The 22,005-nt window shown below is 35.7% G+C and carries 18 protein-coding genes and 1 other annotated feature; of the genes, 6 read left to right on the plus strand and 12 right to left on the minus strand.

All coding sequences use genetic code 11. From position 1 onward, the window contains the following. Positions 1-88 precede the first annotated feature (88 nt). Entirely contained in the window at positions 89-736 is a 648-nt protein-coding gene (locus AC3WSK_RS16835) for a TetR/AcrR family transcriptional regulator (protein WP_492414270.1), read from the plus strand. On the opposite strand, the gene AC3WSK_RS16840 is transcribed toward AC3WSK_RS16835, so the two are convergent. From AC3WSK_RS16840 to AC3WSK_RS16850, 3 genes are all read right to left on the minus strand, one after another. Continuing rightward, positions 725-1,675 carry an alpha/beta hydrolase gene (locus AC3WSK_RS16840; protein WP_492414271.1) on the minus strand — a complete coding sequence of 317 codons (951 nt, stop codon included), beginning with the start codon at positions 1,673-1,675 and terminating at the stop codon, positions 725-727. The two genes, AC3WSK_RS16835 and AC3WSK_RS16840, sit on opposite strands and share 12 nt — an antisense overlap. A 146-nt stretch (positions 1,676-1,821) precedes the next feature. Further along, positions 1,822-2,259: a GNAT family N-acetyltransferase gene (locus tag AC3WSK_RS16845; RefSeq protein WP_492414272.1), complete on the minus strand. Its 438-nt coding sequence runs from the start codon at positions 2,257-2,259 to the stop codon at positions 1,822-1,824. 41 nt (positions 2,260-2,300) lie between these two features. Further along, the gene (locus AC3WSK_RS16850) at positions 2,301-2,876 is read right to left on the minus strand and encodes a GNAT family N-acetyltransferase (protein ID WP_427483291.1); all 576 of its coding nucleotides are present in this window, start codon (positions 2,874-2,876) and stop codon (positions 2,301-2,303) included. 651 nt (positions 2,877-3,527) lie between these two features. Between AC3WSK_RS16850 and AC3WSK_RS16855 the strand changes: the two genes are divergently transcribed. After that, positions 3,528-5,192, plus strand: coding sequence for a methyl-accepting chemotaxis protein (locus AC3WSK_RS16855; RefSeq protein WP_427483289.1), 1,665 nt, complete (start codon positions 3,528-3,530; stop codon positions 5,190-5,192). 74 nt (positions 5,193-5,266) lie between these two features. Here the strand turns inward: AC3WSK_RS16855 and AC3WSK_RS16860 are convergent, their stop codons facing one another. Continuing rightward, a complete protein-coding gene (locus AC3WSK_RS16860) occupies positions 5,267-7,039 on the minus strand; it encodes an oleate hydratase (RefSeq protein WP_427483287.1) in 1,773 nt (590 codons plus the stop codon). 716 nt (positions 7,040-7,755) lie between these two features. Between AC3WSK_RS16860 and AC3WSK_RS16865 the strand changes: the two genes are divergently transcribed. The 4 genes from AC3WSK_RS16865 (at position 7,756) to AC3WSK_RS16880 (ending at position 11,733) form a co-directional block, all read left to right on the plus strand. Beyond that, a complete protein-coding gene (locus AC3WSK_RS16865) occupies positions 7,756-8,811 on the plus strand; it encodes a FecCD family ABC transporter permease (RefSeq protein ID WP_079562119.1) in 1,056 nt (351 codons plus the stop codon). Beyond that, positions 8,808-9,824 carry a FecCD family ABC transporter permease gene (locus AC3WSK_RS16870; protein ID WP_079562118.1) on the plus strand — a complete coding sequence of 339 codons (1,017 nt, stop codon included), beginning with the start codon at positions 8,808-8,810 and terminating at the stop codon, positions 9,822-9,824. The genes AC3WSK_RS16865 and AC3WSK_RS16870 overlap by 4 nt, the downstream gene beginning before the upstream one ends. 15 nt (positions 9,825-9,839) lie before the next feature. Beyond that, positions 9,840-10,652, plus strand: coding sequence for an ABC transporter ATP-binding protein (locus tag AC3WSK_RS16875; protein WP_492414273.1), 813 nt, complete (start codon positions 9,840-9,842; stop codon positions 10,650-10,652). A 139-nt stretch (positions 10,653-10,791) separates the two neighbouring features. Then, on the plus strand, positions 10,792-11,733 hold the full coding sequence (locus AC3WSK_RS16880; RefSeq protein WP_492414274.1) for an ABC transporter substrate-binding protein: 942 nt from the start codon (positions 10,792-10,794) through the stop codon (positions 11,731-11,733). Positions 11,734-11,983: 250 nt separating this feature from the next. Here the strand turns inward: AC3WSK_RS16880 and AC3WSK_RS16885 are convergent, their stop codons facing one another. The 8 genes from AC3WSK_RS16885 to trhO all read right to left on the minus strand — a co-directional run bounded on the left by AC3WSK_RS16885 (position 11,984) and on the right by trhO (position 21,499). Further along, a complete protein-coding gene (locus tag AC3WSK_RS16885) occupies positions 11,984-12,298 on the minus strand; it encodes a hypothetical protein (protein WP_079562115.1) in 315 nt (104 codons plus the stop codon). A gap of 245 nt (positions 12,299-12,543) precedes the next feature. Continuing rightward, positions 12,544-12,785, minus strand: a binding site (T-box leader). 381 nt (positions 12,786-13,166) lie between these two features. Beyond that, a complete protein-coding gene (locus AC3WSK_RS16890) occupies positions 13,167-14,606 on the minus strand; it encodes an MDR family MFS transporter (RefSeq protein WP_079562222.1) in 1,440 nt (479 codons plus the stop codon). 634 nt (positions 14,607-15,240) lie between these two features. After that, entirely contained in the window at positions 15,241-16,821 is a 1,581-nt protein-coding gene (locus tag AC3WSK_RS16895) for a DUF4179 domain-containing protein (protein WP_492535072.1), read from the minus strand. A gap of 19 nt (positions 16,822-16,840) precedes the next feature. After that, the gene (locus AC3WSK_RS16900; protein ID WP_427483276.1) at positions 16,841-17,374 is read right to left on the minus strand and encodes an RNA polymerase sigma factor; all 534 of its coding nucleotides are present in this window, start codon (positions 17,372-17,374) and stop codon (positions 16,841-16,843) included. A gap of 575 nt (positions 17,375-17,949) precedes the next feature. Further along, a complete protein-coding gene (gene tlp, locus AC3WSK_RS16905) occupies positions 17,950-18,186 on the minus strand; it encodes a small acid-soluble spore protein Tlp (protein ID WP_079562112.1) in 237 nt (78 codons plus the stop codon). 241 nt (positions 18,187-18,427) lie between these two features. Beyond that, positions 18,428-19,789, minus strand: coding sequence for a TraB/GumN family protein (locus AC3WSK_RS16910; protein ID WP_427483274.1), 1,362 nt, complete (start codon positions 19,787-19,789; stop codon positions 18,428-18,430). Positions 19,790-20,037: 248 nt separating this feature from the next. Then, positions 20,038-20,286 (minus strand): LapA family protein, encoded by a 249-nt coding sequence (locus AC3WSK_RS16915; protein WP_427483272.1) that lies wholly within the window; start codon positions 20,284-20,286, stop codon positions 20,038-20,040. 271 nt (positions 20,287-20,557) lie between these two features. Continuing rightward, positions 20,558-21,499 carry an oxygen-dependent tRNA uridine(34) hydroxylase TrhO gene (gene trhO / locus AC3WSK_RS16920; protein WP_427483271.1) on the minus strand — a complete coding sequence of 314 codons (942 nt, stop codon included), beginning with the start codon at positions 21,497-21,499 and terminating at the stop codon, positions 20,558-20,560. Positions 21,500-22,005 lie beyond the last annotated feature (506 nt).

Consider the following 22,005-nt stretch of genomic DNA (forward strand, 5'->3'; position numbering starts at 1 on the left):
AGATCATCTGTACCAATAGTTCTTTAGATTTGTCGTATATACAACACATCGAAGAAATTGTTTAAAAAGTAGGGAGTGATACAAAAATATGACTCAATCAAAGACTGACCCTCGTGTTCTTCGTACTCGCAAATTAATTATGGATTCTTTTATTGAACTTTCAGGTCAAAAAGAGTTTAAGGATATTACTGTGAAGGATATTACGACAGAAGCTATGATTAATCGCGCAACATTCTATTATCACTTTCAAGATGTATATAATTTATTGGATAAGGTATTATCCGAAGTATTATTAGTTAATTTAAATTGTAGTATCTTCGAAAAAAGCGATCTAAATGAAGAATCAATTATTCGTATTTTTACAGCCATCACGAACTTTCAAAAATCTTTATCTAATCGATGTCATAGAGGATACGAAGATACCATTTCCCGTATTATTAGGGAGCATCTCGAAATCGTTTTATACAAGATGTTATTAATACAACATAATACAAAAGAGGATGCGGCACTAAAAACTACCGCTGTCATACTAGGCTGGGGAATTTACGGTGCTTCTGTGGAATGGAGAAAAAATGATACAGATAAATCCCCGGAGGAATTTATTAAATCGTCAATACCTTATATATTATCTGGGATTACATTAGATTCTAAAAACCAGGAGTTTCCATATCACATAAAAATAGGGCATGTTTTGAAAAGATTGTTCAAAACATGCTCTGAATATTTAACGATTTAAACTCTCTATATATTTTTCTGATTCGTCCGCTATTCGCTTAAATTCAATATCATGAATATAGTGTGAGCAATCCAATTTTATTAATTTGCTTTCTTTATGCTTACTGATGAAATCTCTTTGAAATTCATTCCACGCCTCCTCATTCCAACCTGTCCCTTGACCGTTTGAAGAGAACAAAAGCAGAGGAACATTTGGAATTCTAGCCGCTCCTACCTTTTCAGCATTTTCTTTAATATACTGAACTTCATTTATCATATTTTTAGTTGCCGTTCTGCGGTAAAAAATCACTTTATACATCTCTTTTTCCTCATCTGTTAAAGTCCCATATTTTATAGCATCACTTTCAGACAGACCCGAAATCCATCTAGTAAAACCAATATTTGCAGCAAAGGCACTTAAATGAATTAGAGGCATATTTATATCATACTCTTTATATGCGGCAGGAACGGCCATATCCAATCCTATAATTGCCTTTACTTCATTCGGGTAGACTTGTGCCCAATACAATGCTTCAATGCCAGACATAGAATGAGGAAATAAAATATATGGTCCTTCAACACCTGATTTTAATAAAGCTTCTCTTGTTTCTTGTAGAATAGTATCCATATCACGGTCAGTATCTGAAATGTCACTAAATCCATAGCCTGCCTTTTCAACGACAACAATTTTATATTTATCGCTTAATAATGAATATAATGATTTAAAATCTAAAACAGGTGAGCTTGTGCCTCCTCCAGACATAAATACAAGCGTATCTTCTCCATCTCCTTCTATGTACACATGCATCTGATGACCATTCACTTCTACCATTTTCCCTGTTGACGTAAATAATTGATCTTCCTTCGATAATTGGTTTTGATGAATAATATAACTTGTCACAATGATTAACAAAAATATCGCTGCAATAATTGAAAAAAGTATCAATATTCGTTTAAACACTGTCTTTCAACCACCCCTCACAAGATTTTTACTATTCATCAAGAACAGGTGAAAATTCCCCCAACAACATTTGTATAGCCTTTAGAGTTCCAACATGTAATCGATAAACCGCATCTTTTGGCCATTCATTTCGAACTCATCACCACTTATACACACTTGTTTAAAACCGTTTTTTCAAGAACCTTTTGAGAGGCAATATTAGTTGTTGTTGTTTTTGCTTTAATCTTTTTTACACTTACTTCTGTTTCTAAAAGTAGTTTTAAGGCTTTTGCCCCTATTCCTTTTCCGCCATATTCTTTACCTACTCTATAACCGACTTCTGCTATATCATTCGTTATATCTATATCGACTAAATTAATTCTCCCAATAATATTGCCTGAGTTATCCCTTATTAAGTAGAATTTCGATTTCTCTTCTTCTTGTTCAGCTAAAAGTTCTCTAAGTTTTATTTTAAAAGTGTCAAACTTATAATAATCTTCCCCACGACTAGGGACCGTTTGTTCAAAAAATAGTCTATTATCCGTTTCAAACTGAAATAATTCTTCTGCGTCACGTTCTTGCAAGCTATTAATTGATATTTCCAAGCTAACTAACCCCCTTAGTATTAAAAAAACTACCATATAACTTATATATGCTTCTTCGAAAACTCGGTATTCAACAAGCTATAGATCAACATATCTTTGCATTCTCCTGTAACACTATGGCATTCAAACTGTCTTAAACAGCCCTCTTCCTTAAAGTTGAATTTCGACAATAACTTCTTTGATGCTATATTTTCTTCCGTCACAATTGCCTGTATTCTTACTAAACCTAACTGATTAAATCCTATTGATAATACTTCTTTAACAGCTTCAGACATAATACCACGATGCCAATATTCTTCAGATAATTCATAGCCAATTTCAGCTCGTTTGCCTGCAAATTCACTCAAGAAAATGGTACCAATAATTTCATCCGTTTCTTTGTTAGCAATAGCAAAACGAACAATCCAACCTTTATCATAGCCTTCGTTCCAAAAATGAATTACTTCATAACTTCTTTCTAAAGTCTCTGGTCCGTTCCAATCAAGATAACGATTTACATTTTCATTTGAATAATAGTTGAATAACGCAGGGGCATCCTCCAACTTCAACTTTCTTAATATAATCTGTTCAGTTTGTACTGTTGGAAAAGAGCTTCCTAATAGTTCGGTAAAGTTCATTTTTTTCTCCCCTTTGTTTGAATGACTATCAAAATAGACTAAAGATGAAAATTCAAAAGAAGCTGATTAAATTATACCCTACCTATATTGCCTGAAAAAACCTCATACATATTTCATAAAAGAAAATAAGCCAATGTGGTCAAAAACCACACTGGCTAATTCTATTCTATTCTTCTTCTTTTCTCTTTTAGTACAATTCTTTGGATGCTCTTTGAAGACAAATAATATTTTTCACCTAAAGTAACCCTGTCCGCTCCCGACAGATAATCGTTATAAAAAATCAATTATGCCTCGGCATAATTGCGTCTGGAATTGGAAGGGAATTAAAACGCTCTATAATTCTTTACTTTTTAACTAAAAAGCAACCAACGAAATAAAAGCTGGTTGCCATCTACTAATATAAATTGTAAATGAGAGGATATGTAAAACAACTAACATTGCTTTCTCTCCTAAAATAGGTATTTACGATCCGTTCTAAGTTTTATAATATTACCGAAAAATAAAAGGACTTTTATCCCTATCTTTGACACAATATAAGTAACAAGTCTTACAATATGTCATTGACATTCCTGTTCCATTGCTTAATACTATACTTAAAATTCGAGTTTTTTTAGGTATAAATTTCCAACAAAACTCAGAGGAGGAAACTATTTGAAAATTAAAAGTATGAAGCGACGTTTATTGTTCTTTACATTAAGTTTGCTGCTATTGTCATCTGTAATCAATTCTGTATTAGGTGTTTGGGTTGTTGGTAAAAATAGTAAAGAAGTTTTAATTGAGAAGGCCAATGAACAGGTCTATGAAATCGCAAAGCAAGCAGAAACTATATTAAACTCTGAGCGTGATCCCATTCCAGCTTTACAAGATTTTATGGAGTTAAAAGCACAACAAGAGAATGTGACTTATGCTGTTGTCATTGATACCAATGTAAAAGCTGTAGCGCATAGTGATAAAGATAAACTAGGAAAAACATATACGGATACATACACAATCGATGGTGCTAAACAAGGAAAAAAGCAATTTACAAGATGGTATGCCGAAGTTCAAGGTATATGGACATATGACATCATGGAGCCTATCTATAAAGATGGCGAGCTTTATGGAGTAATTGATATTGGAGTGCCTGAAAGTGGTATTCAATCTATTACAAACTCTGTACTAAGCTATCAGATTATTACAGGTGTAGTGAGCTTTATCATTATAGGTGCTTTAATGTGGTGGATTATCGGTCGCATTGTTGCCGCTATTAAGAATCTCGAAAATATTATTCATCAAACAACAAGCTTAGACTTTACCGCAAATCCAGAATTAGAAAAACTTTTAAATCATCAAGATGAAATTGGTCTTATGGCGAAAGGCATCTCTGGCATGCAATCTTCATTAAAGAATGTTACCGTCAACATACATAATACTAGCACCGAGTTATCAGATTCATCACAAATTCTTATTCAAGTAGCAGAAGATACGGTACGTACAACTGACGAAATTAGCTCAGCTATTAATGAAATAGCAAAAGCTACAGAAGAGCAGGCTCATGATACAGAAAAAAGTGCTGAACAATTAAATCAACTATCCGGAAATATTGATCGTGTTATTGTGCATACAGAAAAAATTGCTTCCATGACAGAGGATATTGAACAATTAAGTAATCAAGGTGTAGAAACGATTAACCAACTTTCTATTTGGTCAGAGAAGAATCGTGATTCTTCTCAACAAGTAAGTAACATCGTTCAAGAAGTAAATAATACTTCATCTGATATATCAAGCATTGTCAATACAATTACAGATATCGCAACTCAAACTAATTTATTGGCTCTAAATGCATCCATTGAATCAGCTCGAGTAGGTGAAGCAGGTAAAGGTTTCGCGGTTGTTGCTGATGAAATTCGAAAATTATCAGAACAGACATCCACTGCCACTGAAGATATTAAAAATAAAATCTCCGCAATTCAAAATATATCTAATAGTGCTGTGGAGGAAATTAGTACAAGCCTTAGCATTGTTGAGCAAAATGCTAAAGCTACAGAGGATACTAGTGAAATCTTCCATACAATAAAGGTAGCTCTAGACCAAACTAGTGAAGTGGCACAAGAGGTGAAACATTTATCTCATGAGATGAATAAGCGCAAAGAGCAAATCGTTAGTGCAGTTCAAAACATATCCGCTTCTGCAGTAGAAACCTCTGCTGGAGCAGAACAAGTCTCAGCATCCGCAACTGAACAGCTTAAAGGCATTGAAACTGTTTCTGAAAAAGCAAAGGATCTTACCGCTATGGTGGATGCTTTAAGAGATGAAATGAAAAAATTCACTATTTAACTGAACGAAGCAAGACTAAATAGTATTGCAAAAAAGCTGATTCTTAATTGAATCAGCTTTTTTAACATATATTTTTATATCAATTTACTGTCTTTGAGTAAATCATAGATGATCGTGTCTTTTACTTTATGAATACCAAATTTACCTATTTGTTTTAACATAAACGGCGCATCTACATCTGTTAATTTTTTACCATCTAGTAAGCGAGCAGTTGAAGCGAGCAAAGTACGAATATCATAAGTAGATCCAAATACTTCTGGAACGCCTCGATCAATATCTAACAATTGATAAACAGCTTCCATCGCTGTTCTTACTGAATACTCAGTTGTGAATACTGTGTCTCTTTCTGTTTCACTAAAGTTACCAATGAAGGCTAAGTTAGTAGATCCTTTAGGGACAACTAAAGGACGATCTCCCATTGCTCTAGGCATGAAATAAGATGTTATATAAGGCATGTAACATGGAATTGTATTACAAGAATTTTGTGCTAAATCCGGTATTTCGTCTACAGGTACACCCATATGATACAACCACTCTTGCGCTATCTCACTTCCAGAACATTCAGTGATACTCTTTTTAATAAAATCACCAGGTTTATTAGATAGCAAACCATAAATCCAAACTACTAATTGGTCTTTTGGTTGATCTTTAAAATGAGGTTGTCGGTTTAATGTATAGCTTAGCATCCAATTAGAATCTGTAGCAGTTACGATCCCCCCCGTAACTACCTTGCCTGCATATGGATCTCTTTTACTTATCTTTTCAATATATGGAGCAACTTTAGCATCCAATGTAGTTAGTGTTGCTGAAACAAACCAACTTTCTTCTGGAAGATCATCGCAGAATTTTTCTGGTCTACCAAACTCAGAATCCTGAGAAGCGATGTTTTTCCAAAGTGACCAGCTTCCACCTAAATCAGTGCTTATAGGAGCTGGCGTATTATTGTCACCATAAGTTGTACTCTCCGTAATACTGCCATTTGTAACAAACACTAATTCATTTTCTGTTAACTCAATGTTCTTTTTCACACCATTTTGTTTTAACACTAAAGTATGAGCTACTTTTTTGTCTCCAACTTTATCAACTAAAACATTCTCTACAACAGTATTAAATTGGAAATCAACATTATGGCTTTCTAAATATTTAATCATAGGCAGTACTAACGATTCGTACTGGTTATATTTCGTAAATTTTAAAGCAGATAAATCAGGTAGACCCCCAACATGGTGAATGAAACGCATAATATAACGACGCATTTCCATTGCTGAATGCCATTTTTCAAAAGCAAACATCGTTGACCAATATAGCCAGAAGTTTGATTCAAAGAACTCTTCAGAGAAAACATCTGTAATTTTTACATCCTCTAACTTCTCTTCAGGAGTAAAGAATAATCTAATCATTTCTTCAGAAGCTTTATCAGATAATGTAAACTTGCCATCATCCTCAAGTCTTTGCCCTCTATTTTCAATCAATCTACATTTAGAATAGTTAGGATCCTCTTTGTTTAACCAATAAAATTCATCTAAAACAGAAGCGTTTTCTACTTCTAAAGATGGGATTGAACGGAATAAATCCCATAAGCACTCAAAATGATCTTCCATTTCCCGACCACCACGGATAATAAAACCTCTTGTCGGATTTAGAATACCATCAAGGCTACCTCCTGAGATATCTAGCTCTTCGAGAATATGAATATTCTCTCCCTTCATTTGACCATCACGAATTAAAAAACATGCGGCTGACAGTGAAGCTAGCCCCGAACCAACAAGATACGCTGACTTCTCATCAACACCCTCAGGTTTTTTAGGACGTGCGAAAGCCTCATAATTACCATTACTGTAATACATAATACCGCCTCCATAAACTATTATCGTGATATAGCATACCACCAATTCGCATGATAATGGTAAAATGAGAGAGAAATTAACAAAAAATTCAATTTTGAAGTTGAACATTAAATATACATATACCCTATTATTTGACATAACAATTCATTGCATTTTTATAAATTGTTTATCAATGTCTTTTATATCAACGATTTTATGCAACACCTAAAATTAGTTTGTCATTGTAGTGGTTAAACTTTAAGGAACTTGGATTTATTGAATGATCTCCTTCTATACTATTAACCATAAGACTGTCCTAAGTGGTTAAAGTACACAACCTTTCAAGTGCTGCCTCACATAATTACTATAGTAAGAAAACAAAAAAATACTAATTCAACTTTTTAAATCCGTTTTATTCAAATTTGTAAAATCTACTTTTTATAAAACTATTTAAGCTTCTATGCGAATTTATTATCCTTTGAATAATTTTACTTTCTCCACTCTTTTTGATAAACCGCTTAATGTAAGCGCTGTAAACGAATTTTTAAACGTATAAAAATAAACAAAATTAATATATTTTTAAAAATAATGTTTGACACCTAAAAGGGCGGTATGTAGAATAGGACGAGTGATTATGAGAATCATTATCAGTTAGGATGAGAATTATATTTTTTATTTCTGATTGAGAATGAATCTCATTCAAAAGAATATAAGTTGTTAGTTAGGATGGTTAACGAATGGAAGCAAGCGCAAGGAGCGTAGAACAACAAGAAGCGAATATGAAAAAGATTAAGAGCAGACCGCTTATAGCTTCTATTATTTTAATAGCAGGTACGATTTTATTAGCTTTCAGTATGAGCACGTCCATTTCATTTGGAGCAGCAGATATTAGTTTAAAGACTGTCTGGCAAGCTGTTTTTCAGTTTGATGTTTCAAATACACATCATAATGTCATTTGGGAGCTTCGCATTCCAAGAGCAATTGGAGGAGTGGTCGCTGGTGCGTTTCTAGCGGTATCTGGAGCAATTATGCAAGGTATGACACGTAACCCTCTTGCCTCACCTTCTTTAATGGGGATTACAGACGGTGCAGTATTTGGAATTGCCATTACATATGCTTTTTTCCCTAATTCCCCATACATAATGTTTGTTATTGCTTCATTTATTGGTGCTGCATTTGGCGCAAGTATTGTATATGGTGTAGGTTCGTTCTCACCAGGAGGGCTAACACCTGTTAAATTAGCGTTAGCTGGTGCAGCGATTAGTGCACTGCTTGGGGCCATTTCGTCTAGTATCGCACTTTATTTCAATCTTGCTCAAGAAGTAAGCATGTGGAATGCAGGAGGCGTTTCAGGTGTGAAATGGGTAAGTATTGAAATGTTGCTACCAATTGGACTACTTTGTCTTGTTATTGCAATTTTATTGTCAAGATACATTACTATTTTAAGTTTCGGTGAAGAAATTGCAATTGGACTTGGGCAAAATACAACCTTCATTAAATTTATTGGTACTGTACTTGTGCTTGTTTTAACTGGATCAGCTGTATCTATGGCAGGCTCTGTCGGATTTGTTGGGCTTGTTATCCCACATATGACGCGTTTTCTTGTCGGATCCGATTATAGATGGGTCATTCCATGTTCAGCAGTACTAGGTGGGTTATTAATAGAATGTGCAGATATGTTATCGCGTGTGATCAATCCTCCATTTGAAACGCCAATTGGTGCAATTACAGCTTTAATTGGCGTTCCGTTCTTCCTTTATTTAGCTCGTAATGAAGGGAGAGGGAAAATATGAGGCAACGTATCTTAACAACAAAGAATATTTCAGTTTTAGCTATTTTAGCTTGCCTAATTGTGGCAGTATTTTTAATTAGCTTAAATACAGGAACGTTTAAAATACCGCCAATAGAAGTATTGAAATCGTTAATTGGTTTAGGTTCTGAAGAACAATCTGTCATTTTATTCGAGTTTCGTATGCCTCGAATGGTTATTGCTATTTTAGTTGGCTCAGCGCTAGCGATATCAGGGGCTATCATGCAAGGTTTATCTCGAAATCCACTTGCTGACCCAGGAATCATCGGTATAAATGCTGGTGCCGGATTAACAGTTGTAGTTTTCGTCTATTTTTTCTTCGGGAAAGTTGGAACCGGTACGCTACTATCTGTATTCATTCTTCCGTTATTTGCGTTAGTTGGTGCCTTATTAGCAGCGGTTATTATTTATACCCTAGCTTGGAAGAACGGGGTTTCATCCACTCGTTTGATTCTTGTCGGTATTGCAGTTGCAGCAGGATTCGGTGCTGTTAGTTTAATCTTCTCGATGAAAATGACTTCAAATGATTTTCGTTTTGCAACTATTTGGTTGGCAGGGAGTTTATGGGGAACAGATTGGAAATTTGTATTAAGTGCACTTCCTTGGATGCTCATATTTATACCAATCGCATTTTGCAAGGCACATGTATTGAATGTCATGAATTTAGGAGATGCAGCAGCGGTAGGCCTCGGTCTAAATGTAGAGAAGGAAAGACGTAAGTTATTATTTATCGCCGTTTGCTTGGCCGGTGCATCGGTAGCTGTTGCTGGTGGAATTGGATTTATCGGATTAATGGCACCCCATTTGGCAAGACGCCTTGTTGGGGGGAAACATCAAATTATGTTACCGACAGCAGCATTAATCGGCACGCTTCTATTACTATTTGCAGATTTAATTTCAAGAAGTGTACTAACAACCTCAGAGATACCAGTCGGTTTTGTTATTTCTATTATTGGTGCACCCTATTTTATTTATTTACTTATGAGGACAAAATAAAAGGAGTCTTTTTTAATGGTAACTTTAGCAGTTGATTCGATATCCGTTGGCTATAATGAAGGATTAATTATAGATGGACTATCAGTGGAAATCCCGGAAGGAAAGATCACAACGATTATTGGGCCAAATGGATGTGGGAAATCTACATTGTTAAAAGCAGCTTCTCGCATCTTAAAGGCAAAACGCGGATCTGTTTATCTTGATGGAAAAGCAATTGAGAAACAGTCAACGAAAGAAATTGCAAAGAAAATGGCAATTTTACCGCAGACTGCAGAAGTGCCGACAGGTCTTACTGTGTTTGAGCTTGTTTCATATGGTCGTTTTCCACACCAAAATGGATTTGGAACGCTGAAGGAAGAAGATTATCGCTATATTCATTGGGCACTTGAAGTGACAGGGATGACAGAATTTGCAAATCGTTCAGCAGAAGCTTTATCAGGTGGCCAACGCCAACGAGTTTGGATTGCGATGGCGCTTGCTCAAGGAACGGATTTACTTGTATTAGATGAGCCGACAACTTACTTGGATATGGCTCACCAGTTAGAAATATTAAAGTTATTGAAAAAATTAAATCAGGAAGAAGGCCGTACAATCGTTATGGTCATTCATGATTTAAACCATGCTTCTCGTTTTTCTGATCATATGGTTGCTTTAAAAGCTGGTAAACTGATGCATCAAGGAGCTCCAGACGAAGTAATGACAAGTGACACACTTCGAAATGTGTTTGAAATTGAAGCACTAATCGTTTCGTGTCCTGTAAACAGTAAACCTATTTGTTTAACTTACGATTTAACGTTGGTTAATAATCTAGAACAGGAAAAAGCATAATAGGAAATCCCTCTTTCTCTTTTAAATAGATAGAGAGGAAGCATTCTAATGGGTGCTGAGCTCCTCACTTAGCCCGAGAGGCTGAACACCCATTAGAATGAAATGGGTCGTAGACAAATTATCCGGGAGGAACAAAAATATGAAGAAATTTAAACTATCGTTACTAGCAATGGTATTAGTTGTTACATCTATACTATTTGCAGCTTGTTCTTCAGATAAGAAAGAAGAAGAAAAGACCGACACAAAAGCAGAAGAGCGTACGGTAGAACACGCTAAAGGGGAAATTAAAATCCCTGCTAATCCAAAGAAAATTGCTGACCTTAGTGGTTCAACAGAAGAATTATTAATCTTTGGCATGAAACCAATCATTACTGCAAATACGTCTCAAGAAGAGATTGATCCACATATTGCAGATAAATTAAAAGATGTAAAACCAGTCGGCTCAGCATGGGGTGACAAAATTAATATCGAAGCAGTAGCTGCTGCAAAACCGGATTTAATTCTTATCAATGATCGTCAAGAAAAAATCTATGATCAACTATCTAAGATTGCACCGACTGTTATGTTAAAAACTCCATTAGATCAATGGCGTCCAAAGTTCGAGGAATTAGGCAAAATCTTCGATAAAGAAAAAGAGACAGAAGAATGGTTCAAACAGTATGACGAAAAAGCGAGCAAGTTACACGATAAAATCGTTGCTAAGACTGGTGATGCAAAGTTCATGAAAATGGCTGCATATCCAAATGCATTCCGTGTATACGGTGACTATGGTTACGGTAGCGTACTCTTTAATGATTTAAAATTACCAGCAGTTCCAGGTACACCATTGGATAAAGCATTAGTACAAGTACAAAAAGAAGCTTTAATTGACTACAATCCAGATTACCTATTCGTATTTACAACAGGTGATGGTTCTGAACGTTTGAAAGAATTCCAAGAAGAAACAATTTGGAAAAACATGAACGCAGTTAAGAACAACCACGTATTTATTATTAAAAATGATGCAGTCAATAAAGGATACTTCCCTCTTGGTAAAGAAATGATTTTAGATGAAATTGCTGAATTTGTTTTAGGGAAATAATAATAATGAGAAGAGGCTGGGACATAACTAATTTATCTGTATCCAAAGCCGAATGATAAATTTACTTTTTATTTATTGAAATACAAAAAGCCGAACTATTGTAGAATGCTGTGTCAGCACTGTTATAATAGTTCGGCTTTTCAAGTTACTTAAAACCTTCTGTCCCAACCTCTTTTTTTAATAAAAACCTCGCTTAAGAAGCATGATATAGTTGTTTAGTTATCGATTGCAAATAGTTCAACTTAATCCCCTATTTTATAAATCGTATAAATCTTTCCTTCCCAATTTGCAAAATCTCATCATTCATTAATATTATATCCGTATCCTCTTCTTCAAGTTTTTCCCCATTTAAAGAAACACCCTTTTGTTTAATTAAACGCATAAATTCTCTTTTACTTTTAATATATCCTTCGGTAATTAATGATGGAATAATATCTAATACAGATTCTTTTCCTATTTCAATTAACATAGTGGGGATGATATCAGGCAAAACCTCTCCCTCATTAACGGTCCTACCTATACCATTTTCAATCTCCCCTAATTGTTCTTCAAGTTTTAAAAACATACAATACAACTCCTTCAATATGAATTAATATTGCAAGTTCTATAAGAGTAAAAATCAATTTCGCCTTGGCATAATTGTAGCGGACGCCTTGCTTTCGCTACAGATAAATTATCACAAGACATAACGTAGACTGGGTTCCTCTATAAAGTTGTTTGGACACCTACTGAAAAGGAATCACATCGCATTCATCTTATCATCCACTTCTGCTGAATGGAGATAAAAAAAAACGCCCTTTAGGAATAAACCTAAAGGACGTGTTATGAACGTGTTACCACCTTAATTTAAGAGCTACTCACATAACTCTTCTCAATAGGTACGGCTATATGCGATACCTTTGCATTGATTACGGATGCAAACCCGTCGTAGCCTACTAAAGTTCGGTACGCAGCTCCAAGATGAATTCATTTTAACTTTCCTTGCGCCTCTCATCGACCGGCTACTTTCTGTAAGTTCCATTAAAACTACTAGTTCTCTTCAACACTTTTACTCTTATACTCCAAATTGTTAACAACAATTTTTCGTTATGCAAATCTTGTTAATTATTATAGCGTCTTTTTTGAATTGTCAATAAATTAAGTTGGTACTGTTTTCACAAAGACCATAGGAACACTAAATTATGTTGTTTCTATACATTACCTTACTAACATTATGCCTTACGGTCTTATGGCCGGCTTTAGTACCTTTACCAATGGCTATAAGCATAACGTCTAAATACCTTTCAGAAATATTTAAGATATCTTTTAATTCCTTAGAATCATAGCCTGACATAGTAATTGTGTCAAAAACCAGCTTCATTTGCTAAAATCGAAAACAATATGAAGTTACTAGAATATACATATAAAAAAGAGGACAAGCTTGTCCTCTTTTTTTATTGCTCCCTAGTTTGTGTGTTTGGCTTTAATAAGAACCAAACAATTACTAAAGTTCCTAGTGCTAATATAAAAGTACCCATATAAATAAAATGTACACTTGAGGCTAATGCTTCTTGCGATTCGGTTACTACGTTTGCTGTAGTTCCTTCATGACCACCAGAAGTTACAAGATCAAGGTTTTTAATACCGCGTGCATGAATCATCGTGTTAAACATCGCCCCGAAAACTGCAGCTCCTAATGTTTGGCTAAACGTATTGATAAATGTGTTTAAGCCAATTGCCGTCCCGCGCGTATGATTTGGAACAGCTGCTTGAATTGTTACCATATAGATAGGTGTAATAAGCCCCATCCCTAAGCCGAATAGTCCAACTGCAACATAAATTAGGAATGCTGGTGAATCTGTCGACAATGTAAATAATGAAAAGGCAGCAACCGAAAGAACGCTAGCTCCAAGTAAAATAATTTGTCTCGTATTTAGACTACCAACTAATTTACCTGAAAAAATAGTGCCGAATGTCCACATTACAGGTAGTGGCATTAATATGAGTCCAGCGTCTGTCGCGTTTTTTCCTAATACACCTTGGCTCCAAATCGGAAGATACATTGTAATACTAATAATCATTGCACCCGACATAAGTGTTAGTATATTAATAATAGATAATGTACGGTTAGAGAAAAGTGCTAGCGGAATTAATGGTTCCGGAGATTTTTTCTCAATGAATAAGAAAATAATAAATGAAACAGCTGCAAAGATTAAGAGACCAACAATTGTCATATCACCCCAGTTTTGCTGACTGCTACCTGTTAATAATGCGTATAGTAAAGCGATTGTACTTAAAGAGAAGACTGTTGCACCAAGATAGTCGATATGATGCTTAGCAGGCTTAATAGATTCTTTATAATAAATGACAATCATTATGCAAGCGATAATTCCAAATGGAACGTTTAAGAAGAAGATATAGCGCCAAGAAAGAGAATCCACTAAAAATCCGCCAACTAATGGTCCGATCACACCAGAGATACCCCAAACAGCACTAATCCATCCCTGTGCTTTTGCACGATCCTTCACTTCGCTATATAAGTCACCAATGATTGTCATTGTTATTGGCATAATAGCGCCAGCACCTAGACCTTGAAGGGCACGAAAGACGATGAGCTGTTCCATCGATGTAACGATACCGCAAAGTGCAGAGCCAACTAAAAATATTGTAGCTCCGATCAGTAAAACTTTTTTACGACCGAATAAATCAGCCAGTTTCCCGTAGATTGGAGTCGAAACAGCTGTGGCAAGCATATAAATTGCATAAACCCAACTAACAAGTTCGACACCTGACAAATCATTCGTTATACGGGGGATTGCTGTACTAATAATTGTTCCTTCTACAGCAGATAGAAATGTCATTAACATTAATGATAAAATAACTTTTTTTCTCATATTTTTCCCTTTCACTTCCATCTAGTTAAATAACCCAATATATAGCTAAGTTTTTTTATTATATATCAATTAATAACTATGTATCTTCTAAAACGTCAATTTGAATATCTCCACCATTGAAACGGATATCAATAAAACAATTATCGTCAGTCACCATTAATTTCTGCCTCATTAACATTATGTACTTCAACTGATTTGCCTAGGTTAGCACAAAAAGCGATTGCTCTAATAGAATAATCGCTCGTTAATGGAACAAGAAAAGTTATTCATTAACCTTCTTAATAATTGCTCATTCTATAATTCACAAGACAATCATTAATTTTAACACAAATATCCATAAAAAAACCACCTCAAAGAATAGCTAAAGAGGTGATTGATGTGCAGAGATAATAAAGTTGTAAATTGAGAAAGTAGAATAAAGGAGCGTTATAGTTAATCTCATTTAAAAGAGCTTGTTACTTTAATTAAAAGCCCCAACTTCTCTGCAAATTAATATAGAGAAGCTGGGTTTTTTCGTTACTTCATTTAGTTATATGAATAGGACTATCTATAGTAGGTTAGATTTTCAATTAAAAATATATCTCTTCAAGTTCTGTTAAACCCCCACTGGGCTTTCTGACATTCATAATGCAGGTCATTTTCCAGACTTAAGTGGAATACGAAGCTCTTCGTTTGGCTTATTGATTCCATAACTATAAATGTAAATATCTAGCTCTTTCTTGTCGAAATTTTCATAAACGTCCATAGATTTATTACTTTCATCATAAGATTCCGGTTCCCCTAAGATCTGTTCTTTACCGTCCAGATAATAAGTTCGATCGACTCCCTCAAACATCGGGTCTGAGCTCAAGGTTTCCACATAGAGGTTATTGTCCTTCAAATAATAAGTCCATGAGATTGGATACCCCGCAATGCTAGACGTTGTAGTTTGATGTTTTTCTGATATGTCAGTCAAACGGATTGGTTTGTCGTTCTCGTCTCCGTAAAAACTATCGATACGGTGCTTCGCGACGAGGGTTATAGGCTTATTAGCCAGAGAAGCTGCATCTAGCCCTACCACTTCAAAGCGTAGATCTTGTCCTTTACCCATAGAATAGCCTTTTAACAGAGTTCCACCTACATCTAGTTGATACTCTCTAAAAGGAAGAGTGTAGTAGTCTTCTTGAGTAATGTTCAAACGAACTTGGGTTGGTGTAACCTTCATTTCATGGATTTTCGTGTTAGGGACATTGCCCATAGGGATATCTAGCACTTGCTTGAAAGACGCATTTTCCAACTGTTTTTTGGAAAGATTCATATTTATGTTCCAAGTACTTTCTTTTGTTTCTAGTATGTGCTCATAAGAAAGCTGGAATTTAGTCCCTTCTTCACTTAAGTTGTTAGACTTGAATATTTGACTTATGTTTGCTCCTCCGTCACGGTATGAAGAAGAAGTACCTGTCACTTGTTTAACAGATTCACCCACATCATTAATTGCCTCGAATTCTACACGTTTGTACGGCATTTCAGTATCCGTAAACGTAACGTCTGATTTTAGGAGAACATTACCTTCAGCCTGTTCAAAAGACTGTAAGGTCACGCTACCCACTCCATCCTTTTGAATTGGGAACACTTGCGTAGTAGCGTCATTAGGATTATAGCTGATGGACTGCTTCTTATTGCCGATGAATCGGATATTCTCCATTATAAACTCAACATCGGTCGTCTGCCCTTCGGCAACCCAGTCCGTTTCAAAATATCCCTGGTATTCACCTAGCTCTTCATTCCACTTACCCCTATAATTCCCTTCAACAAAGTTGCCCTTTGAATCTTTTAGTCCGATAAGTTTAAAATCTATATCCGTTACATCTTGGGATGTTTCAGGTTTCAAACTATACAGCAATACGGTTCTGTTCTCATCTATAAACGCCGTATGTACGGTTAACGTAACACCCTCCTTTGTAACGGATTGCTCAATCGTTTGACCTAAGCCCTGCTCTAATGCGGACTGAATACCTTCCCTATATGAAAGCATGCTGGACCAGTCATAATTCAGAGCTGCATAAACTGGTGTAGCCATCAAAGCTACAGATAGCCCTGCGACCAATGCAAAGCGCTTTCGTTTTCGAGGACGGAGCACAACTGGTTCACCCCCAGCAACCTTTAGCTCGTCCTGCTGGATACTGTTCCACATCTGATCAAAGTTAGGATAATCGATGTTATTTGATGCCTTCATTTGGTTTTTAACCTTGTTTTCAATGCGTTCCAAATTGGTTCTCTCCCTTCAACCATAAGTTGTTTTTGTGTTCAAGCTTTTTGCGCATGATTTTCAATGCCTTATGGAGTCTCGACTTCACTGTACCCACAGGAATCTGCAGAGTTTCAGCGATCTCTGCCATGGATAGCTCACCGATATAGCGGAGGGTAACAACTGCCACCAATTTGTCTGGTAGTTGCTTCAGTAGTTCCTCCCATTCTTCCTGAGCTGTTTTTTCTACTACAATGGTGTCTACGGATTTAATTGAAAATGTTTCCTGCTCATGAAGCCATTGCACCTGACCCTGTTTATCCCTCTGAGTCTGATTCCGTTTTAGCAAGTTTAAGCAATGGTTCATTGCGATGCGCATGATCCAGGCACGCGTATGCTCAACGTTTTGCCAATCCTGACGAAAAACGGTGATAAATACGTCATGGCATAGATCTTCCGCATCTTGTGCGTTTCGCAGCATGTAATAACATGTGCGGTATACATCCTTGTTATAAGAATCGAATAATTCACGCTCTGTCAATCCAAGGCACTCCTTTCTTTGCGTTATACTTTATAAACAAATGACTATTGGAAAAGGTTCATCTTTTTTAGTAAAATTATTCTTTAATTATACTTAATTACTTTTTCACACTTTATTATTCATTACTAAGATAGCTACAACAGAAATGAAAGCTTTTATCCTAAAGAAACCCCGCATTTTGAAATAATGTCAAAGCGCGGGGTTCAAATTTGAGCTATTATAAATATGATAAATCAGATTATCGCCTTCATATATGTATTTTTTCTGCCATACTAATCCACTAACTATTTTTAGCTATTAAAAATCTAATGTGGTAATCTTCTTCCGGAATTTCCTCAGTATATTTTAGCCCATTCCTTGTATAAGCACTTTTAACTCGTAAGTCCAAATAGGAAGTCTTCCAATTTGTGTTGAAATCCACGTTCTAAAAAGAGATATAATAAGTCATTTACAATCTCATAATAAAAGCAGACGGCGATATAGAAGCTCATTATAGAACTTCTAAGCCATCTGCTTTTTTTGGGAAATACTTTTAAGTTGGAGAAAAGGTAGTTCCTCATCCTAAGTCTCCAATTCTACACTTCTCCTTTTTTACGTGCTGCCATTTCATCTTGCATTTCTTCTTTTAATCCTTCAATTGACTTTTGACGTCGCTTATTTTTTTCTTTAATCATTTCACTTTGCATAGGGTCTGCAAATTCCAAACTAATCTCCGCTTCATGGAGTTTTTCTTCAGTATTCTTAACGATATCACGAATTCGTTCAACGTTATTGGATCTATCGTCTGGTTTTGAGTGTCTTGAATTAGCCATGGTAACCTCCTAAAATTTCGACGTTACAATTAGTTTGTATGTTTTTTATGTTTATATGTACACTAATTTTTACTAAGAAAAGTGCTTTTGCGATTTTGGCACGACAAGCACTGAAGAAAGGCTTACAGCTTTCTTGCCGCGTGAGGTGACAAAAAGCCCTTAAGGAAATAGATCCCTTAAAGGCTTTTTAACTAAATTAAGGTACAACTTACCCTTAATCCCCGTGCTCTTTGGTTTTTCTTTATTGATAAAATGGCTTCACTTTGTACCCGTCTTTCTCCAAATGATAGCGAATGCTTTTCTCACCTAAGAAGTGACCTGAACCAACAACAACAAAGTACGTACCTTTTTTCTCTTTAAGTACATTCGTGATTTTCTTTGCCATTTGTTCATCTCGTAAACCAAATAGCATTTCATTGTACTCTGACGGTCCGCCTTCCATCGATTGGAAGCTTTTTGCAAACTCTTCAACGTTCCCTTGCTTCCAGCTTGTAAACCACTCTTGAAGAATGTTAGATTGATTTTCTTCAGATGGATTGATTATGTTATCCAACACAGCGACTAAAGACTGCTCCTGTGCTTCTGGTGATAACGCGTCAAACATATCAACTTGTGCTTTCATACCTTCTAATTCAATCACTGGCTTTTTCTGCAGATCTGCATTTAATAAAAAGTACATATCAATACCGTGCTTCGCCATTTCTTGTGGCGTCATACCAAAGGAATTATCTGTTGACAGCATTGCTAAAGTGCTTGACAGCGTCCAAGGTTTTTGCAAATTCAGTTGTTCCATAGGGAGATTATATAGCTTTGCAACTTTTTCAAGCTTCGCATATGTTTCTGGCGCAACAGCATCTTTCAGTGTTGTGCCATCTGAATACATTGCCTTTTTCGCATAATAATCAAGCCCTTTCGTATCCAGAATATTTGCCTCTACTAATAGCGCATCCGCTTTATCGAACGCGTTCACTAGTTTTTGATCAAATGGGTATAAGTCAGGTGTACCTAGGTGAATGGAGCCTAATAAATACACAGTCGTATCCTCATCCTCTACTACCCAGGCTACCCCCTTCGCTCCTTGCTCTGCAAGTTCATAGGTAATCTTAATCAATCGAGAAGCTAGTAAAACAGCCTGTTGCGTCGTTGCCTTTTGCTCTAAGTGCAGTTCGTTTGAATAACCTTGTAATATGTTATGATCTTTCATAAATTTAACGGCATCCGTGCCGACAGGTAAATCATAGCGTGCGACGATATTATACAAGCGATTCACAATATCACCGCGTGTATTATCGTTCTTCACGTTCAATGGCTTATACTTTTTATTTTCCGCTAAGCCCAGTGAGGCAACTTTCTTTTCCGTTAATGCCAGCAGTTCATTTACCTTGTCCACAGAAATTTCTTTATGAAAGTCTTTATCATACCATGTAGTTGGGTAAATTCCGTATTTTTCACCTTCAACTAAGGTTTCAATAACCTGATTACTTATCGATGGTGATAGGGGCGGTGATTGCTCCTTCGCATGAATCACTGGCACAACCGATGTCAGCATCAATGAAGCGCCAAGCAACGCAGCACTCGTACGTTTCAGTATTTTTTTCATCATATTGTCTTCTCTCCCTTGATACTTATTCTATGAATATAGTACCATATAATTGTAAACTATTTTATGTTAAATATGAGAATAATTATAATTTCATATTAATCTATTTTCTAACCTCAAATACAAAAAAACCGTCCTGATTTTTAGGACGGGATTAAAATAAAGTTGTTTAATTTTTGATGTAAAATAATATAATCGTTTAATTCTAAGTGTTGCTTTACAATAGGGATCTTAGTGAAATAGATCAACATTTAAGAATGTCGATCTATTTCATCATCTGCCTTTTTCAAAGCTCTTTGAAGTTGATAAATTTTCATCATACTAATTAATCCAACTAATAGAGCTCCCAATAGGACTGACCCAATAATAACGAGGATTAATGGCCACTCAGCTTTACCAAATAAATAATTAACCGTTACCTTGTCAACATTGATAACTGAAAATACCGCGATAATTAAGACTACAATTATTGCTAATATTAAGTTCCACTGCTTTTTCATATGCCACCTCTTTCATTGTTATCTACATTCTATAATTACTATTATAAAATCTGGAATAGATTGGGACAGTCACTATTTCGCAGCAAGAGTATTACCCTAATATTATTAGTTACATAACTTTTATAAAAAAGTTTGATCCCTTTTTATTTGTGACGTTCAACAATCACGTCCATTTTTGGCAGATTGTTTCAATAGAAAACTTTTCTTATTTCTTTTTTCATAGTAGTGTTTAAAAAATGACGTTTTTTTATGTTTAGACAGCTTTTCATGCTTATGCTTGTAACGCCTCAATTGTTTGTGCTACTTGCTCTTCTGTTAAATTGTGACGCACGATGTAGCGGTTGCGCGCATGCTTTGTACATTCGATTGTACAGCCCCCTAAATGCTTTGCTTCATTTTCTTCTGATGCAATGATTTGCTTGTTACATTCAGGGTTTGCACAGTTAATGTAACGTTCACAAGGTACGCCGTCATAGTGATCACGACCAATAATAACATGCTCTACTTGATTGATCGGCACCGTTAAGCGCTCATCAAATACGTACATTTGACCGTCCCATAATTGGCCTTTCGCAACAGTGTCTTTTCCGTATGTTGCAACACCGCCGTGTAATTGACCAACATCGCCAAAGCCTTCACGTTTCATCCAGCCCGAAAACTTCTCACAACGAATCCCGCCCGTGCAGTATGTTAAAACATTTTTCCCGTCGAATAGCTCGCGGTTTGCACGTACCCATTCCGGTGTATCGCGGAAGTTTTGTACATCTGGTCGAATCGCACCACGAAAATGGCCGACATCGTATTCATACGTGTTACGCACATCTAATACTACTGTATTTTCATCTTGCATTTCAGCAAGGAATTGTTCTGGTGACAGGTATCGACCTGTTAATTCATGTGGGTTTACGTCTTCTTCTAAGCCTAGGTTTACTAACTCAGGACGTGGGCGTACATGCATTTTTTTGAATGTATGCCCATCTGCCGCATCAATTTTGAAGACAATGCCTTCAAATAATGGGTCTGCTTGCATGTTTGCCATGTATTGCTCTGCTTGCTCAATCGTACCTGAAACAGTACCGTTAATGCCCTCATTAGCTACTAAAATACGACCTTTTAAACCGATTTCTTTACACATTGCTAAGTGCGTTGCTGAAAACGCAGCTGGATCTTCGATTTTCGTATAATGGTAATATAATAAAACTTGATAATTCATTGTATCCACCTATCATTTCATATATTTGCAGGATATACCTGATAGTGTCTTTTACGACCTATTAAACATAAAGGATAATCATTTAATATGCTATCGGTAATTAGGCTGAAATGGGTATACAATAATGTTTTTAAAGAACTTGTGAAGTGGCCAACGGATTTGAACTAATAAGAAATAGCCGATCCAGTTAATGAGATCAATAAAGTAAAGGACCGTAAGTAAATAAATTAACCATCTCGTTTCAAATTCAACATCAGAAGTTTTTAACCTTATTTGTAATGTAGTTTACTCTGAAAAATAATGTGAAAAAAATATAAACCTTGATACAGCAACAACTACTCTGTACCAAGGTTTATTTTAGTGTCACATCATCCTATATTAATATGACAAATATAATTATAAAATGTGACAGTATTATTTATAACTAACTGTCTAAACACAACTTAGTCGTAATGTAAATTCACTGCAAACGCAGATTCTTACGCAAGACAAAATTATAAAAATAC

The sequence above is a fragment of the Lysinibacillus sp. EB271-A1-10B genome (assembly GCF_058791335.1).

Coding starts and splice junctions, on each gene's coding strand:
- AC3WSK_RS16835 (WP_492414270.1), top strand. CDS start 89: ATGACTCAATCAAAGACTGACCCTCGTGTTCTTCGTACTCGCAAATTA.
- AC3WSK_RS16850 (WP_427483291.1), bottom strand. CDS start 2,876: ATGAACTTTACCGAACTATTAGGAAGCTCTTTTCCAACAGTACAAACT.
- AC3WSK_RS16860 (WP_427483287.1), bottom strand. CDS start 7,039: ATGTATTACAGTAATGGTAATTATGAGGCTTTCGCACGTCCTAAAAAA.
- AC3WSK_RS16865 (WP_079562119.1), top strand. CDS start 7,756: ATGGAAGCAAGCGCAAGGAGCGTAGAACAACAAGAAGCGAATATGAAA.
- AC3WSK_RS16870 (WP_079562118.1), top strand. CDS start 8,808: ATGAGGCAACGTATCTTAACAACAAAGAATATTTCAGTTTTAGCTATT.
- AC3WSK_RS16875 (WP_492414273.1), top strand. CDS start 9,840: ATGGTAACTTTAGCAGTTGATTCGATATCCGTTGGCTATAATGAAGGA.
- AC3WSK_RS16880 (WP_492414274.1), top strand. CDS start 10,792: ATGAAGAAATTTAAACTATCGTTACTAGCAATGGTATTAGTTGTTACA.
- AC3WSK_RS16885 (WP_079562115.1), bottom strand. CDS start 12,298: ATGTTTTTAAAACTTGAAGAACAATTAGGGGAGATTGAAAATGGTATA.
- AC3WSK_RS16890 (WP_079562222.1), bottom strand. CDS start 14,606: ATGAGAAAAAAAGTTATTTTATCATTAATGTTAATGACATTTCTATCT.
- AC3WSK_RS16895 (WP_492535072.1), bottom strand. CDS start 16,821: ATGAAGGCATCAAATAACATCGATTATCCTAACTTTGATCAGATGTGG.
- tlp (WP_079562112.1), bottom strand. CDS start 18,186: ATGGCTAATTCAAGACACTCAAAACCAGACGATAGATCCAATAACGTT.
- AC3WSK_RS16910 (WP_427483274.1), bottom strand. CDS start 19,789: ATGATGAAAAAAATACTGAAACGTACGAGTGCTGCGTTGCTTGGCGCT.
- AC3WSK_RS16915 (WP_427483272.1), bottom strand. CDS start 20,286: ATGAAAAAGCAGTGGAACTTAATATTAGCAATAATTGTAGTCTTAATT.
- trhO (WP_427483271.1), bottom strand. CDS start 21,499: ATGAATTATCAAGTTTTATTATATTACCATTATACGAAAATCGAAGAT.